Origin of the sequence: Candidatus Microthrix subdominans (genome assembly GCA_016719385.1) — a bacterium.
Classification (GTDB): Bacteria; Actinomycetota; Acidimicrobiia; order Acidimicrobiales; family Microtrichaceae; genus Microthrix; species Microthrix subdominans.
Map to the genome: position 1 here is coordinate 83812 of JADJZA010000006.1, position 15153 is coordinate 98964.

The following is a 15153-nucleotide window of genomic DNA, read 5'->3' on the forward strand; positions in this document are numbered from 1 at the left end:
GCTCAGGCGTACATCGAGTCGATCTCGTCCTGATAACGGGCCAGGATGCCCCGGCGCTTCAGCTTGGAGGTCGGGGTCAACACGTCGGAGTCGGGCTCCCACTCGTCGCCGAGGATCACCCAACGCTTCACCGCTTCGGCACTGTTGAAGCCCTGCATCGCCTCGGCGACGCCCTCGTCGATGTGCTCCCTCACCGCCTCGTGCTGGGCAAGGTCGTCGAGGCTGGAGAATTCGACACCGTTCTTCTTGGCCCAGATCGGGGCCACCTCGGGATCGAGCACCAACAGCGCCGACACAAACTTGCGCTGATCCCCGATGGCCGCGGCCTGGCCGACGATGTCGATCATCTTCAGCTCGGCCTCCAGGTTGGCGGGGCTGATGTTCTTGCCACCGGCCGTGACGATCAGCTCCTTCTTGCGGTCGACGATCGTCAGGTAGCCATCCTCGTCGATCGTGCCGATGTCACCGGAATAGAGCCAGCCATCGATGAGCGTTTCGGCGGTCTTTTCGGGCTGGTTGAGGTAGCCGACGAACACGTTGGAACCCCGGAAGATCACTTCACCGTCGTCGGCAAGCGCCACCTCCGAGCCGGGGATGGCCGGGCCTCCCGTGCCCGCCTTCGGCTTCTCCACCGTGAAGGTCATCGGGCCGGACGACTCCGACATGCCGTACACCTCGCACAGGTTGATGCCGATCGCCCGGAACCACGACAACAGCTCGGGCGAAATGGGTGCAGCACCGGTGACCGCAAGCTTCAGCTCGTCGAGGCCCAACAGCTCTCGAATGGTGGAGAAGGCCACGTCGTCGAGGAAGTTCCACGTGGCAATCTCGTCCTCGGTCGCCGTGCCGGCGTCCATCTTGGCCATGATCGGCAGTGCCGCCTCGACCGCCTCCGCGACCTTCTGCTCCTTTTCTGGATCGGCCGAGAGCGCAGCGGTGATCCCCGAGTGGACCTTTTCCCAGACCCGGGGCACGCCGAACATCAGTTGAGGGTGCACCGCGCCGATGTAGGTGGTGAGCTCGGAGAACTCGGGGCAACAGATCACCTCGTAGGCCATGATGACGCTGGCATAGTGCGAGGTCATGCGCTCGGCGATATGCGCCATCGGCAGGTACGACATGACCTTGACGCCGGCGGTCTCGGGGAACGGGAAGGTCTCGCGCAGCGACTGGCCGGTCCACACAATGTTGCGGTGGCTCAGCATCACCCCCTTGGGGTTGCCCGTGGTCCCAGAGGTGTAGATGACGGTGGCCAGGTCGTCGGGCGTGGCGTTGGTGACCTCCACGGTCAGGTCGACCGGGTCGTGGCCCATGAAGTCGTCCCAGCGCACCGTGTCGTCGTCGCCGCCGTGCAGCGTGACGATCGACTGGAGAGCCGGTAGGCGGTCGCGAGCCGCCTGGAACCGCTGGAGGAAGCCATCGTTCTCAAGCACGGCCACCTTGGCCTCGCAGTCGCCCACCAGGTAGGCGATCTGGTCGGCCGACGAGCTGTTGTAGATCGAGATCGGGGTGGCGCCGAGGAAGGTTGCGGCCAGGTCGACGATGTGAAACTCGGGGATGTTGCGCATCATGATGACGATGCGGTCGCCATGGCCGACGCCCAGCGCCCTCAGGCCCGCAGCTGCGGTCGCCACCCGCTCGGCGAACTCGGCGAAGCTCAGCTGAAACCAGTCGCCCTCTGACATCCACCGCACCGCCACCAGGTCGCTGTGCTCGGCCAGCGTGGCCATGAACGCAGTGGGCACGGTCTGGCCCTCGACTCGGTCGAGGATCTCTTGGTCGGTTAGCGGCATGGTGGTCCTCCCCGGGGCACCCGTTCGATGCGGATGCTCGTGTACGTCTGAGAGCAGGATAGTCGCGCTGATGTGCGTTGGGTCACAGACCGCCGCGACAACCCGTGGTTGACCCCCTCCCCCGGGCTGGGGAAGACTTGACCGTCCGGTCAAGAGGCCGTTCAGCCAGCAACGATCACCACCATCGGGAGTCCTCCATGCCAAACGCAGTCATCGTCGATGTCGTCCGCACCCCAGGGGGAAGGCGCAACGGTGTCCTGTCGGGTTGGCATCCGGCCGACCTGGCCGCCGAGGCGCTGAAGGCGCTCCAGGAGCGCAACGGCCTCGATCCGGCGATCGTCGACGACGTCATCGTGGGCTGCGTCATGCAGGTGGGCGCCCAGGCCCTCAACGTGGGCCGCAACGCCGTCCTCGCCGCCGGCTGGCCCGACACGGTGCCGGCAACCACGATCGACCGACAGTGCGGGTCGTCCCAGCAGGCCTACACCTTCGCCGCCCAGGGCGTGATGGCCGGCGCCTACGACGTCGTCGTCGCCGCCGGTGTCGAGGAGATGAGCCTGGTGCCGATGGGCGCCTCGGTCTCCAAAGGCGTTGGATTCCCCTTCACCGAGGGCATGAACGAGCGCTACGCCGAGCAGGGCGGCCTGGTCCCGCAGGGCATCTCCGCCGAGATGATCGCCGACCAGTGGGGCCTGAGCCGCGAGGACCTCGACGCCTTCGGTGCCCGGTCCCAGCAGTTCGCCGAGCGTGCCCGTGACGAGGGCCGCTTCGACAACGAGATCATCCCGGTGCAGGGTCGCCGCCGCGACAAGGAGACCGGCGACGTTGCCATCGAGGATGCCCCGGTGACCGCTGATGAGGGGATCCGCCCGGGAACCACCGCCGAGGGCCTGGCCAAGCTGAAGCCCGCCTTCAAGCCCGACGGCAAGGTGACCGCAGCCAACAGCTCGCAGATCACCGACGGCGCCTCGGCTGCCCTGATCATGAGCGAGGAGAAGGCCGCCGAGCTGGGGCTCACCCCGCGGGCCCGTTTCCACGCCTTCTCGTTGGCCGGCGTCGACCCCGTGACCATGCTGACCGGACCGATCCCTTCGACCCGGAAGGTGCTCGAGCGCGCCAACATGAGCATCGACGACATCGACCTGTTCGAGGTCAACGAGGCCTTCGCCTCGGTCGTGCTGGCCTGGAAGGCCGAGATGGGCCTCGACGATGAGACCTTCGACGCCAAGGTCAACGTCAACGGCGGCGCCATCGCCTTGGGCCACCCGCTGGGCGCATCGGGCACCAAGCTGCTCGCCACCCTGGTGAACGAGCTGGAGCGCACCGGCGGCCGCTACGGCCTGCAGACGATGTGCGAGGGCGGTGGCCTGGCCAACGCCGCCATCATCGAGCGCCTGGGCTGAGCGCCCCGCCCCCATGCCCGCTGACTCGGACTGGTCCGCTGTCAACGGGAGCGGCGGTGTGTCCGGAGCAGGGCGCCGGGCCAGACTGGTGACGTGGACGACACGACCCCAGCGCTGAGCCCGGCGACCCGGCCGTCAACCGACGAAGCGCCCAGCCCGGCCCCGGCTGGTCACTCGCGGCTTCGCGCCTGGGCATTCAGGGCGGCTTTCGGCGCGGCCGCCTGGGGGGCGATGGTCGGCATCTGGGGCGTCGGCCCCTGGCGCGCCGTCATCGCCGTGATTGCGATCGGCCTGCTGTTGTTTCCGGGCATCGCCATGGCCCGTTCGGTTGCCACACCGTTGCCGCCGCCGCCCGACCCTGGGACGCTGCGCAAGGTGAAGCTGGTGTACCGCTGCAGCCTGTGCAGCACCGAGGTGCGCATGACCGCCGCGCTCGAAGAGGATCCCGAACCTCCCCGCCACTGCATGGAGGACATGGACCTGATCACGCCGAAGGAGTAACCCGATCGCGCCGACCCCCTCCGAACCGGTTATCCCCACCTGTGGATAAACCTGGGGTTAAGTGACACCGGTGTAACTTCACACCCCGCCTGGCGTCACTCCCCTACCCTCGCCTGGCGATATCGGTCGGGGTTGTGCTCAGCGGTACTGGGTGGCGGTCATGATGCCCGCCAGGATGGCGACCAGGCCGCCGATCAGGTACCAACCGTTGGCACCGTTGCTCGTCCCGGGCAGAATCTCGGCGTAGTTCAAGATGATCGCCAGTCCGCCCGCACCGATGAACGTCCACATCATGGCGGGCACCCACCATGGCGAGGGCATGTCGACAGGGCTCGGCGGGGTGTAACGGCGGGACTCGGCATGCTCGGTGACCCGCTTCGACCGACGCGTGGCGTCAGAGGCTGCGGTGCCCGGCTTCGACGGCCTCTGGTCGGCGCCGGTCGAGGTATCGCTTGCAGCACCCGTCGAGGGTGCCTTGGCGGGGGCTGCGGCGCCTGCCTTGGGGGTCACTCGGCGAGAATGCTCGCCCTCAACACGACGTTTGGTGGGCTTGGCCATCGCCTCAGCCTACCGGCCCACACCGCCTGCACGGGTAGCCTGCCCCCGTGCCTGCCCACGCTGCGTCCACCCCCGCACCCGCCGTCGGGGCGATGCCGACCGGCATCGTCGTCATCGACAACTACGACAGCTTCACCTACAACCTCGTCCAGTACCTGGGCGAGCTCGGGGTCGCACCGCAGGTGTTTCGCAACGATGCGGTGACCATCGAGCAGATTCGTGCCCTCAGCCCCGCCGGGGTTGTGATCTCGCCTGGTCCCGGGCGGCCCCCGCAAGCGGGGATCTCGAAGGCGGTGTTCCGGGAGCTCGGCGGCGAGGTACCGATCTTCGGCGTCTGCCTCGGCCTGCAATGCCTGGGCGAAGTGAACGGAGCGTCGGTCGTGCGCGCACCGCAGGTGATGCATGGCAAGACCTCGTCGATCGATCACGATGGTCGGGGCGTCTTTGCCGGATTGCCCAACCCGTTGGTGGCCACCCGATACCACTCGCTGATCGTCGACGAGGCCACCGTGCCCGAGCACCTCGAGATCAGCGCCCGCAGCGACGACGGGCTGGTGATGGGCCTGCGCCATCGCCACCAGCTCACCGAGGCGGTCCAGTTCCACCCCGAGTCGATCCTGACCGTCGCCGGCCACCAACTGCTCGGCAATTTTCTGACGCTGGCCGGTCGGCCGGCACCGCAGCCGCCGGTCGTATCCTCGCCCAGCTGATCAGCCCGGGACCGGTGGGGCCCCAGTGACGGGGGGCGGTTGGGTCGTCGGCGGCTGCGTCGGAGGTGGCTGCGTCGTCGGAGGCTCCGTCGGAGGCGGCTGCGTCGTCGGAGGCGCGGTCGGAGGTGGCTGCGTCGTCGGAGGCGCGGTCGGTGGCACCGTGATCAGCACGGTCGGCGGCGGCGGTCGCGTTGTCGGAGGTGGCGGTGCCTGCCCGACGATGAGCTCGATCTCAAACCCGGGGGCCACCTCGGTTTGAGGAGGCACCCCTTGGCTGATCACCCGGCCGTCATCGGGGCTGCCCAGCGGAACGCGCAGAACGAGAACCCTCGCATCCAGCCCGGCGTCGGCCACCTCGCCCTCGGCTCGCTCCCGGCCCAGACCCTCGACCGAGGGCACGCCGACCATCGGGGGCGGACCGGCGATCACCACGTTGACCGCCGAGTTGCGCGACAGCACGGTCCCGACGTTCGGCGACACCTCGAGCACGGTTCCCTCCTCGGCGCCGGCGCGGTACTGCGTGTCGAGGTCGCCGGCACCCAAACCGCTTCGGCCCAGCAGGTTGAGCGCTTCCTCCGCCGGCAGGCCGACCATCTTGGGCACCTTGCGCGGGGCGTATCCGGCCGACACGACGATCTCGACCTCGCTGTTCTCCGCAGCCTCGGTGCCCGGCCGCGGACGGGATTCGATCACCTCATTGACCCGCACCGAGTCCGAGTACTGAGGGACCGCCTTGGGCTTCAGCCCGATGGCGCTCACCAGGCGCTGGGCCTCGTCCAACTCCTGGCCAGCCACGTCGGGAACGACGAACTGGGACGGCCCCGACGACGCGACCAGGGTCACCCGCGACCCGGCCGGCAGCTTGGCGCCCTGCAGAGGACGCTGGGTGAAGATGGTGCCTGGGGGGAACTCCTCCAGGTCGTTGGCGCGAAACTCGATCGCTGCCACCAGCCCGCCGGCCTCGACCTCGCGCTGGGCATCGGCCAGGCCCTGGCCGCTGAAGTCCTGAACCTGGATGTCGGGAACGACCACGTCGCGCTCGATGCCGAGGCGTTGGGTGAACGCATCGACCGCCAGCCACATCAACAACACCAGCGCGATGAGCGCCACCGCCAGCGAGGTCCAACGCTGACCACCTTCGACCACCTCGTAGTCGCCGATCTCGGTCACCCGGGTGTGATCTGGCACTCCGGCGGGATCGGTCACCCCGCCGGGTTCGGCGGCACCCCCCGGCGCAGCTGGTTCGGCGCTGGCGGCTGCTTCGGCGTTGGCCACGCCATCCTCGGGCTCGACGTCGACCGGCTGGGTCGAGAGCAGGCTCATCCCGGCGTCCCCCCGCGTGCCACCAAGATCTCGACGACCTGGCCCGGATCCATCAACGTGCCGGCATCGGGCTTTTGGGTCAGCACCTCGCCGTTGATCGGGTCTGACGGACCCACCAACCGGGTTGTGGTCGCCGCCACCAGGCCGATCGACTCCAAGGATTCCAGAGCCTGGGTCTCCTGGGTGCCGACCAGGGTGGGGGCCTTGACCTGAGGGGGTCCATCGCTGACGACCAACTCGACCACGGTGTCCTTGTTCAGGTTCTTGCCCACCGCCGGATCGGTTCGCACCACCGCCCCCTTGGGCAGGAACGGATCCCGTTCCAACGTGACCCCATCGACGACGAACCCGGCGTTGCCCAGGATGAACGCCGCCCCGGCGGCGGGCAGCCTGCGCACCTCCGGCACCTTCCGCTTCTGGGCGCCCTGGGACACCACCAGCGCCAGCGTGTCGCCGGAGCGAACCACTTCGCCGGGCAACGGATCCTGGCGGATCACCTCGCCGGCGACAGCGTCCTCGGTGGGGAACTCGGCAATGTCGAGGGCCACCCCGGTGTCGGCAAAGAGCTTCTCGACCGACCGTCTGGTGGTGCCGACCAACTTGGGTACAACAAACTCCGCCTTGCCCCGAGACACGGTGACGGTGACCTTGCCACCGCGCCGTACCGGATCGCCCGACGGTGGGTCTTGGGCGGCCACCTCACCCCTCGGCACCGTCGCCGAGTAATCGAAGCGGACCGTCGAGTCCAAACCCTCGCGAACGAGCGCCTGGATCGCTTTCGGTTGGGTCAACCCGATCAGGTCCGGGGTTTCCTGAAACCGGTACCGGCCCAACAGCAGGTCGGCCGGGTTGAGCGTCGGCGACAGCGCCAGCAACGGAATGCCGGCGCCCAGGACCAGGAGGAAGCTCAGGACGACCAGCTGGCCGGACTCGAAGCCCCGGCGGCGCAGCTCTGCGAACGTCATCCTTCGCTGGCCGAGCTGTCGATCCGCTGTCACCGGTGCGTCTCCGCGTCCCGACGATGGGGTCGGATCGGTCATGTTCAGTCGCCCGCTGGTAGTTCTGTCGTGGTCGGCGCCACCGTGGTGCTGGGGGGCGGCGATGTCGTCGGCGGCCTCGTCGTCGCCGGGGGACGGGTGACCGGTGGCTGGGTCGCCGGGGGCTCGGTGGCCGGCGGCGCCGTCGTCGGCGCTGCGGTCGGCGGGGCCCGGTAGCTGCCCACCCGCAGGGTGACCGTCGAGTTGGCGTCCACCGACTCGCCACCCTCGGGGTTGGATGACAACACCACCCCGTCCAGCGACGAATCCTCGGTCCGGACCGTTTCGGTCGCCGCCTTGAGGCCCCGCTCCTGGAGGCGCTGGCGCGCCGCCTGCTCGGTGCTGCCCTCCACCGTCGGCACCTTCACGCTCGACGGACCGCTCGACACGAACAGGGTGAGCTCGCTGCCCTGCTCCACGCGGCCGGTCGGATCGGTACGGGTCACCTTGCCGTTGGGCGTGCTGTTCGAAGCCTCCGAGCTGGTGCTGGCCACGACGAACCCAGCCGCCTGCAGCTTGGCCGTCGCCTCGTCCGGGGAGAGCCCGGCCACCTCGGGGATGTCCTTGAGCACCGGGATCGGCACGATGCGCAAGACGACCTTGTCCTTCACCGGCTTCTCGCTGCCCGCCACCGGGTTCTGGCTCACCACGGTGCCCGGCTCACCTTGGGCGCCCTCGGCGTCCTGGGTTTCCACGTTGCGAAATCCCTTGCTCGCCAGCAGCTTCAACGCCTCGTCGACCGGAAGGCCGGTGACCTTGGGAACCTCGACCGGCTCGGCCGAAGGGTTGTAGACCACGGTGACGGTCGAGCCCTCATCGGCCTCGACCCCGGCCGCCGGGTCGGTGCGGTAGACGATGTTCGCCTCTACGTTGGCGTTCGGTTCGGCGACCGCCTCGACGTTGAACCCATCGGCCTCGAGCAGGTCGGTGGCCTCGGCGAGGGGCCGATCGATCACGTCGGGCACCTCCCGGGTGCTGCTGCCGGCGTTGAGCGCGGCGACGATCCCGCCGGCGATCAACGCCGCCAGGATGAGGAGGGCCGCCAGGATGATGGCGAACCGCTTGGAGCGCGACGGCTCCTCCTCCGGAGTCAGTTCGTCGTCGGGGTCCTCCGGGTGCGCAGCGGCCACCACCTGGGTGGCGTCGCCAACACCGGGCGTGGTGGTGACCACCTGCGTGGCGGCCGTGGCGGCGGGTGCCGCCTGCTGGGAGCGCTGCAGCGCCAGCTCGGCGCGCGTGGTCTGATCGGCAAGGAACCGGTGCAGGTCGTCGCGCAGCTCGGTTGCATCGGGGTAGCGGTTGGCCGGGTTCTTGGTGAGCAACCGCAGGGTGATCGCCTCGATGGCGAAGGGAAGGCCGGGCTGGATCGATGCCGGTCGCCGGGGTCGTTCCTGCACATGCTTGTAGGCGATGGCCACGGGCGACTCGGCCTGGAACGGCGGCTGGCCGGTGAGCATCTCGAAGAGCACCGCGCCGAGGGAATACAGGTCCGAACGACCATCCAGCGTGTGGCCCTGGGCCTGCTCGGGCGAAAAGTAGGTGGCGGTACCCATGACCGAGCCGGCCTTGGTCAGCTCGTTGTTGGGGGCCGTCGCCAACCTGGCGATGCCAAAGTCGGTCACCTTGGCCCGCCCGGCTTTGGTCAACATGATGTTGCCCGGCTTGATGTCCCGGTGGATGACCCCCTCCACGTGGGCGAAGCTCAGCGCCTCGGCGACGTCGGCGGCGATCTCGGCCGCCCGGCGGGGATGGAGCGGGCCTTCGGACTTGAGCACCTCGGCCACCGACGGGCCCTCGATGTACTCCATGACGATGAAGTACGTGCCGCCCTGCTCACCCCAGTCGTAAACGCCGACGATGTTGGGATGGTTCAGGTTGCCCGCCGACTTGGCCTCGCGTCGGAATCGCTCGACGAACAGCGGATCGGTGGCGAACTGGGCGAACATGATCTTGACCGCGACCGGTCGATCGAGCACCCGATCGCGAGCGAGCCACACGTCCGCCATGCCGCCCGTGGCCAGCTTGCGGTGCAGTTCGTAGCGATCACTCAGCACCTCGAGTTGCTGCGTCATCGTGTGCCTACACTACCGGTGGCCCGACGCGGTTTTGGGGCATCGGCCCTCCGTTGGCGGGATCCCTTCACGCAGGTGCCTCCCGGGGTGCGCTCTGGCCTCATCAGTTGCCTCCGAGCTGGCCGGGAAGATCGCCCGGCGCCGATACCGGCGCCGGGTTGAGGGCGGTGCGCAGCACCCTCTGGGCGATCGGAGCGGCCACCCGGCCCCCGGTTTGTTCGGAGATGCCCTGCTGGGCCTCGACGATCACCGCCACCGCAACCTCGGCAGCCTCCCCCTCGACGCCGGCGTACCCGACGATCCAGGCGTGCGAGCGGTCCTCGCCGGCGACGGTCTGGGCCGTACCGGTCTTGCCACCCACCTCGAAGCCCTCGATGTCCAAAGCCTCCGCCGTCCCGTCGTCGACCACGCCGTCCATCGCGGTTCTCACCACCGCCGCCTGCTTCTGGTCGAGCGGCCGCTTCCAGATGGCGGGCTCGATCTCGCGCACGACATCGCCTTCGGTGTCGCGTACCTCGGCAACGACGTGGGGCTCCATGACGATCCCCCCGTTGCCGATCGCGCCGGCCACCATCGCCATCTGCAGCGGTGTGGCCCGGGCATCGCCCTGCCCGATCGAAACCTGGGCCAACCCGGCCGTGTTCTCGTACACCGTGCCACCCTCGCCGTCGGGGAAAGGTCCGAGCGGGCGGCCGTAATCGGTGGGGATCTCCGAGGCGACCGCCCCCGGAATGTCGATCGGTGGCTTGGAACCGAAGCCAAAGTCCTCGGCGGTTTCGACCAACTGGTCGGGCCCGACCGTGCGGGCACCCATCTCGGCAAAGCTCGTGTTGCACGACACCCGCAGGATCTCGTCGAGCGGACCGCCGCACAGGGCGCCATCGAAGTTGCGGATCGCCTTGGTGGTGCCGGGAGGTGTCCACTCGGTCAGCTGTGGGTAGGACGGCGTGTCCATGGTGACCGCACCCGAACGCACACCGGCGGAGGCGGTCACCACCTTGAACGTCGAGCCCGGGGCAAACAACTCGCGAAAGGACCTGGCGAGCAGCGGCTTGTCCGGTGACTCGTCGAGCAGGGTCTTCACCCGGATGGCCTCGCTGCCCGTCGAATCGACCAGCAGGTTGGGGTCGTAGGACGGCGTGGACCACAACGCCAGGATCTCCCCGGTCCGGGGGTCGAGGGCCACCACCGACCCGCGCCGGTCGCCCAAAGCGTCGCGTGCGGTCTCCTGAACGTCGTTGCGCATCGACAACACGACGTCGCCCGTCGTCCCCTCGGAATCGAACAGGTTGGTGAGCGCCCGCAGTTCGAACGCGCCCGACTGGCCGGACAGGTCGTCGCCGTAGCTGCGCTCGACGCCGGTCGACCCCAGCCCGAGCGTGAAGTAGCCCGTGACCTGGGCAAACAGCTCGCCGGTCGGATAGTTGCGTTGGTACTCGAAGCCGTCGCCTCCGGTCTCGGTGGTGAAGGCCAGCACCGTGCCGTCGGAGGTTTGGATCTTGCCTCGCGGGCGATCGAAGTCTCGAAGCACCTGGCGGTTGTTGCCCTCGCGCACGTTGAGGTCGCCCGCCGAGTACACCTGCACAACGTTCAGCCGCACAAACAGCGCTGAATACAGCACCAATATCCCCACCGCCAGCCGCCGGATCTGGACGTTCACACGTTCGCCCCCACCCGGACCCGGCCGCCGCGAGCCGTTCCCTCGGCACGGGTCGAGACCTCATCGGAGGTTCGCAGCAGCAGTGCCACCAACACGTAGTTGGCGATCAGCGACGAACCTCCATAGGACAGGAACGGCAAGGTGATGCCGGTCAGGGGCAACACCCGCAACAACCCGCCGAGGATGACGAACGCCTGGAAGCTCAGCGACACGGTCAGTCCTGCAGCCAGCAGCTTGTGATAGGGGTCATCGGCCCGCATCGCAATGCGAAAGCCGGCGCCGGCGATCAACAGAAATGCCGCCAACACGGCCGTCGAACCGAAGATCCCCAACTCCTCGCCGATGATCACGAAGATCGAGTCGGTGGCGACGAAGGCCTTGCCCAAGCCCTGGATGCCGTAGCCCCGGCCCAGCCCCTGCCCGCCGATGCCGCCCCACGCCAACGCGTAGGTTCCCTGAACGATCTGAAAGCCAGAGCCGTCGGCCAGGTCCCAGGGGTTCAACCAGGCCGCCACACGGTCCTGCACGTGACCGAGTTGAGTCCACGCCAGCGTGGCACCCACACCGAACAACAGCCCGCCGACCACCGGATAGATCAGGCGCTCGGTGGCGATCCACAGCATCGACAGGAACAGAACGAAAAACAACAACGCCGAGCCCAGGTCGGTTTGCACGACCATGATCAACAGGGCGACTCCCCAGGCCAGCAGCACCGGGGCCAAGAACTTGGGAGCGGGGAGGTGCAACGGGCCCACCCGCCAGTTGGTCAGCCCGAGCAGTTCCCGGTTGGTCACCAGATAGGTGGCGAAGAACAGGATCAGGGCGATCTTGGCGAACTCGGCGGGCTGCACCGAGAAGGGGCCCACGCCGATCCAAATCCGGGCTCCGTTGATCGTCTTGCCGATCACGGGCAGCAGGGGCAACAACAACAACCCGAGGCCGAGAAACAACAACGTGTAGCCGTAGTCCGCCAGGCTCTTGACCCGTCGCACGAGCGCCAGCGTCGCTACGAACGCCACCACACCCGCCGCGGTCCAACCGGCCTGGCGGACGGCCAGGTCCTGGTCGATACGGGCGATGAACACGTAACCGAGCCCGTTGAGCAGTGCCACCACCGGCAGGATGATCCCATCAGCGTTGGGGGCCAGACGTCGCACCGCCAGGTGCGCGATCAGCACCAGGACGACGATCATGACGAGGAACGGCACCACATCGGCGGGCAACGAGGCCCGGCCTGCCCAGGCCGGCCAGGGTGTAGGCGGCGCCAATGATCACCAGGCCCAGCAGGATCAGGCCGAGCTCGGTGGTACGTCGGTCCTTGCCGTTCATGCAGGGCCGTTCATCTAGGGCGCGCCCATCGGCGGGCGGGCCACCGGGCTCCGCAGCGAGTTCGCCTTGGTCGTGACGCTTGGCTGTGGGGCGGTGGTGGCCGTCGGCGGCTTGAGGGTCGTCGCCGTCGGCTTCTTGGTCGTCGCCGTCGGCTTCTTGGTCGTCGTCGTGGCCCGGGTGGTCGTCGTCGCCCGTTCGATCGCGCGGTTGCGCAGGTTCTCCACGTACTGTTCGGCCGCGTTCAGACTGCCGACCACCTTGCCCCCGTCCATCTCCAGCAGGTCGGCCTGCTCGAGGTCGTCGGGCCGCAGCGTCGAGCGCTCAGCGACCGTCGGCTCCAGCCACAGGAAGCCGCCGGGTCGTCCCTGGTAGATCGTCACCTGGTCGTCGGGCGAGAGCGCGACGAACCATGACATGCGCCCCCACATGCCCACGCCGGCCGCCGCCACCCCGAACGTGAGGATGATCGCCATCAGGAACGCAAGGGTTCGCAACAGCGAACGGGTCGGCGCCGCCCCGACCGGTTCGGACACCTCGCCGGCGTCGGCCCCATCGTCGTCGACGGGAACACGATCCGCGTCCTGGTTCGGGTGACCGTCGTCGGGCGGGAGCGCCGGGGGGAGCGGTTCGTCGGGTTCCTCCGGCGTGGTTGCGCCGACCGGAACGGCCACCTCGCGGGTGGCGTCGTCGGCTCGTGCCCGCGCCGCCTGGTCGGCGAAGAGCACCTGCGTGAGTCGATCCTCGACCGGAGAGCTGACGGCGTCGGCCTCGACGTCGACGACCACCACGGTGATGTTGTCCCGCCCTCCCCCCTCGTTGGCCGCCTCGACCAGGCGGTCCGCCGCCGCCTGCGGATCGGCGTTGCTCTCCAGGATCCCGGCGATCTGCACGCCGGAGACCTCGTTGAACAACCCATCGCTGCACAGCACCAGGCGGTCGCCGTTTGCCGGCGTGAGCGTCCACGCGTCCAGGTCCACCTCGGAGTCAACCCCAAGCGCGCGCAACACCACGTTGCGCTGGGGGTGGGTGAGCGCGGCCTCAGCGGTGATCTCACCTCGGCGGACCATCGTCTCGACCAGCGAGTGGTCCTCGGAGAGCTGCTTGAGCACGCCGGAGCGGTACAGGTAGATGCGCGAGTCGCCGACGTTGATCAACCCAAGTCCGTCATCGGTGCCGACCACCGCCACCAGGGTTGTCCCCATGCCCCGCAGCTCGGGGTTGCCAGCCGCCTCGGTGTGAACACCCAGGTTGGCCGCCCTCACCGCGTCGATCAGGGCCTCCAGCCCGGCTGGGGCCCGATCCTTGAGTAGTTGGACGGCCCGCTCGGAGGCCACCTCACCGCCGAGGTGGCCGCCCATCCCGTCGGCGACCGCGAACAGACCGTCGGCGGTCACCAGGTTGTCCTGGTTCATCGCCCGGACCTGACCGGTGTGCGTGGCTCCACCCCAGGTGAAGGAGGTCATGTCACCTCCATCACAAGGTTGCCCGCTTGCACCCGGTCGCCTCGGCGCAGCGGCGCCGGGGCGGTCATGCGCTTGCCGTTGAGGTAGGTGCCGTTGGTCGACCCCAGGTCTTCCAACAGGTAATCGCCGTCCCGGTCGACGATGCGGGCGTGGTGATGGGACAGGTAGTTGTCGGAGATCGGCAGCGTCGAGCTGGGGTCTCGCCCGATCGTGATGTGCGGCGCCATGCCCATCGCCCGTCCGGCCCAATCCGGCGGTTCGAGTACCCGCAGTCCCTGAGGCGCCTTTGCGCCGCCCGTGGAACGCCGCCGACCGAAGCGACGCCGATCGGTTCCTGCGATCACCGACGCCCCGTTGGTCACGCTGACCTCGGCCCAGACGGCGCGCAGCACGCGCAGAAAGAACAGGTACAACAGAACGAGAAGACAGATCTTCAGGAGGTTGAGCAGCTGCTCGGGCACGGCGAAAGATTACCGGCCCCGGGAGGGCACCCGGGGACGCTCCGACTCAGAACGCTTCAAAGAAGAAGTAGGTGTGACCGAAGCCCAGCTCGTCGCCGTCGACCAGTTGGTGCTGGCTGATGCGTTGCCGGTTGACGTAGCTGCCGTTGGTCGAGTTGAGGTCGACGAGCACGAAACCGCTTCCCGACGGGCGCACTTCGGCGTGGCGGCGGGACACCTTGGGGTCGCCGAGCACGATCGTGCAGTCGGTCTGACGGCCCACCGACACGACGTACTGACCCAACGGAACCCGGTCGCCGGTCGGCAACAGCAGGCTTCCCACCGGCGAGCCGTCGCCCTCCTTGTGGGCCGCCTCCACCTCGAAAACCCCCGGACGAAGGTCGGTCGACACGGCAAAGGTGGTCTGAATCGGTCCGGCGAAGGAGTAGCCCATGTCACGAGCGTGCTCACGCGCTGCGTCGCCCAGGTCGCGGGCGAGCACCCCGGCCATGTCGGCCATCTGCTCGTAGTCGTCCTCGGCGAGCACGAACGTGAAGTCGTTCGGCACGATCACCCGTCCGTTGACCCCGACCGAGCGCTTGTCGTCCAGCGTGCGGACCAGCTTGCGACCCAGCTCGACCGGGTTGAGACCACTGCGGAACACCCGGGCGAAGGTGCCCTCGATGAGGTTTTCCAGCCGACGTTCAAATCCTTGGATACCCACAGCCACACGATACCCACCGGCGGACCGCAGAGGGTTAACCCTCCCGATCCCAAGCGACCGGTGCGGCCCCGCCGGTCGGCGAGTACCTGGGCAAGGGCCTGCGCACCGTCGGTGTGCACCGGGGCCGCGAACCTTCTACG

Annotated in this window: 14 protein-coding genes; 4 read left to right on the forward strand and 10 right to left on the reverse strand. The window is 68.4% G+C overall.

The genetic code is table 11. The features are described from left to right. Positions 1-2: 2 nt before the first annotated feature. Complete coding sequence (locus IPN02_08475; GenBank protein ID MBK9296857.1) at positions 3-1793, reverse strand: AMP-binding protein; 1791 nt, start codon at positions 1791-1793, stop codon at positions 3-5. A gap of 197 nt (positions 1794-1990) precedes the next feature. Between IPN02_08475 and IPN02_08480 the strand changes: the two genes are divergently transcribed. Further along, positions 1991-3196: a thiolase family protein gene (locus IPN02_08480; protein ID MBK9296858.1), complete on the forward strand. Its 1206-nt coding sequence runs from the start codon at positions 1991-1993 to the stop codon at positions 3194-3196. A gap of 93 nt (positions 3197-3289) precedes the next feature. Then, positions 3290-3697: a hypothetical protein gene (locus IPN02_08485; protein ID MBK9296859.1), complete on the forward strand. Its 408-nt coding sequence runs from the start codon at positions 3290-3292 to the stop codon at positions 3695-3697. Between the two features lie 138 nt (positions 3698-3835). On the opposite strand, the gene IPN02_08490 is transcribed toward IPN02_08485, so the two are convergent. Then, positions 3836-4255 carry a hypothetical protein gene (locus IPN02_08490; GenBank protein ID MBK9296860.1) on the reverse strand — a complete coding sequence of 140 codons (420 nt, stop codon included), beginning with the start codon at positions 4253-4255 and terminating at the stop codon, positions 3836-3838. Between the two features lie 92 nt (positions 4256-4347). Between IPN02_08490 and IPN02_08495 the strand changes: the two genes are divergently transcribed. Beyond that, entirely contained in the window at positions 4348-4965 is a 618-nt protein-coding gene (locus IPN02_08495) for an aminodeoxychorismate/anthranilate synthase component II (GenBank protein MBK9296861.1), read from the forward strand. On the opposite strand, the gene IPN02_08500 is transcribed toward IPN02_08495, so the two are convergent. The 5 genes from IPN02_08500 to IPN02_08520 all read right to left on the reverse strand — a co-directional run bounded on the left by IPN02_08500 (position 4966) and on the right by IPN02_08520 (position 12250). Then, positions 4966-6288: a PASTA domain-containing protein gene (locus IPN02_08500; protein ID MBK9296862.1), complete on the reverse strand. Its 1323-nt coding sequence runs from the start codon at positions 6286-6288 to the stop codon at positions 4966-4968. Beyond that, positions 6285-7253, reverse strand: coding sequence for a PASTA domain-containing protein (locus IPN02_08505; protein MBK9296863.1), 969 nt, complete (start codon positions 7251-7253; stop codon positions 6285-6287). Before IPN02_08505 ends, IPN02_08500 begins: the two co-directional genes overlap by 4 nt. A gap of 77 nt (positions 7254-7330) precedes the next feature. Continuing rightward, positions 7331-9397, reverse strand: a complete 2067-nt coding sequence (gene pknB / locus IPN02_08510) for a Stk1 family PASTA domain-containing Ser/Thr kinase (GenBank protein MBK9296864.1) — start codon at positions 9395-9397, stop codon at positions 7331-7333. A 103-nt stretch (positions 9398-9500) separates the two neighbouring features. Continuing rightward, positions 9501-11057, reverse strand: coding sequence for a penicillin-binding protein 2 (locus tag IPN02_08515; protein MBK9296865.1), 1557 nt, complete (start codon positions 11055-11057; stop codon positions 9501-9503). Then, complete coding sequence (locus tag IPN02_08520) at positions 11054-12250, reverse strand: FtsW/RodA/SpoVE family cell cycle protein (protein ID MBK9296866.1); 1197 nt, start codon at positions 12248-12250, stop codon at positions 11054-11056. Before IPN02_08520 ends, IPN02_08515 begins: the two co-directional genes overlap by 4 nt. Here IPN02_08520 and IPN02_08525 point away from each other — a divergent pair. Continuing rightward, positions 12249-12404, forward strand: coding sequence for a hypothetical protein (locus tag IPN02_08525; protein MBK9296867.1), 156 nt, complete (start codon positions 12249-12251; stop codon positions 12402-12404). The two genes, IPN02_08520 and IPN02_08525, sit on opposite strands and share 2 nt — an antisense overlap. Here IPN02_08525 and IPN02_08530 read toward each other — a convergent pair. Genes IPN02_08530 through IPN02_08540 form a run of 3 tightly spaced genes read right to left on the reverse strand, consistent with a single transcriptional unit; the run spans position 12401 to position 15013 of the window. Next, positions 12401-13849 carry a Stp1/IreP family PP2C-type Ser/Thr phosphatase gene (locus IPN02_08530; GenBank protein ID MBK9296868.1) on the reverse strand — a complete coding sequence of 483 codons (1449 nt, stop codon included), beginning with the start codon at positions 13847-13849 and terminating at the stop codon, positions 12401-12403. The two genes, IPN02_08525 and IPN02_08530, sit on opposite strands and share 4 nt — an antisense overlap. Further along, positions 13846-14310 (reverse strand): FHA domain-containing protein, encoded by a 465-nt coding sequence (locus IPN02_08535; GenBank protein ID MBK9296869.1) that lies wholly within the window; start codon positions 14308-14310, stop codon positions 13846-13848. Before IPN02_08535 ends, IPN02_08530 begins: the two co-directional genes overlap by 4 nt. A 46-nt stretch (positions 14311-14356) precedes the next feature. Further along, positions 14357-15013 (reverse strand): FHA domain-containing protein, encoded by a 657-nt coding sequence (locus IPN02_08540; protein ID MBK9296870.1) that lies wholly within the window; start codon positions 15011-15013, stop codon positions 14357-14359. Between the last annotated feature and the right edge of the window lie 140 nt (positions 15014-15153).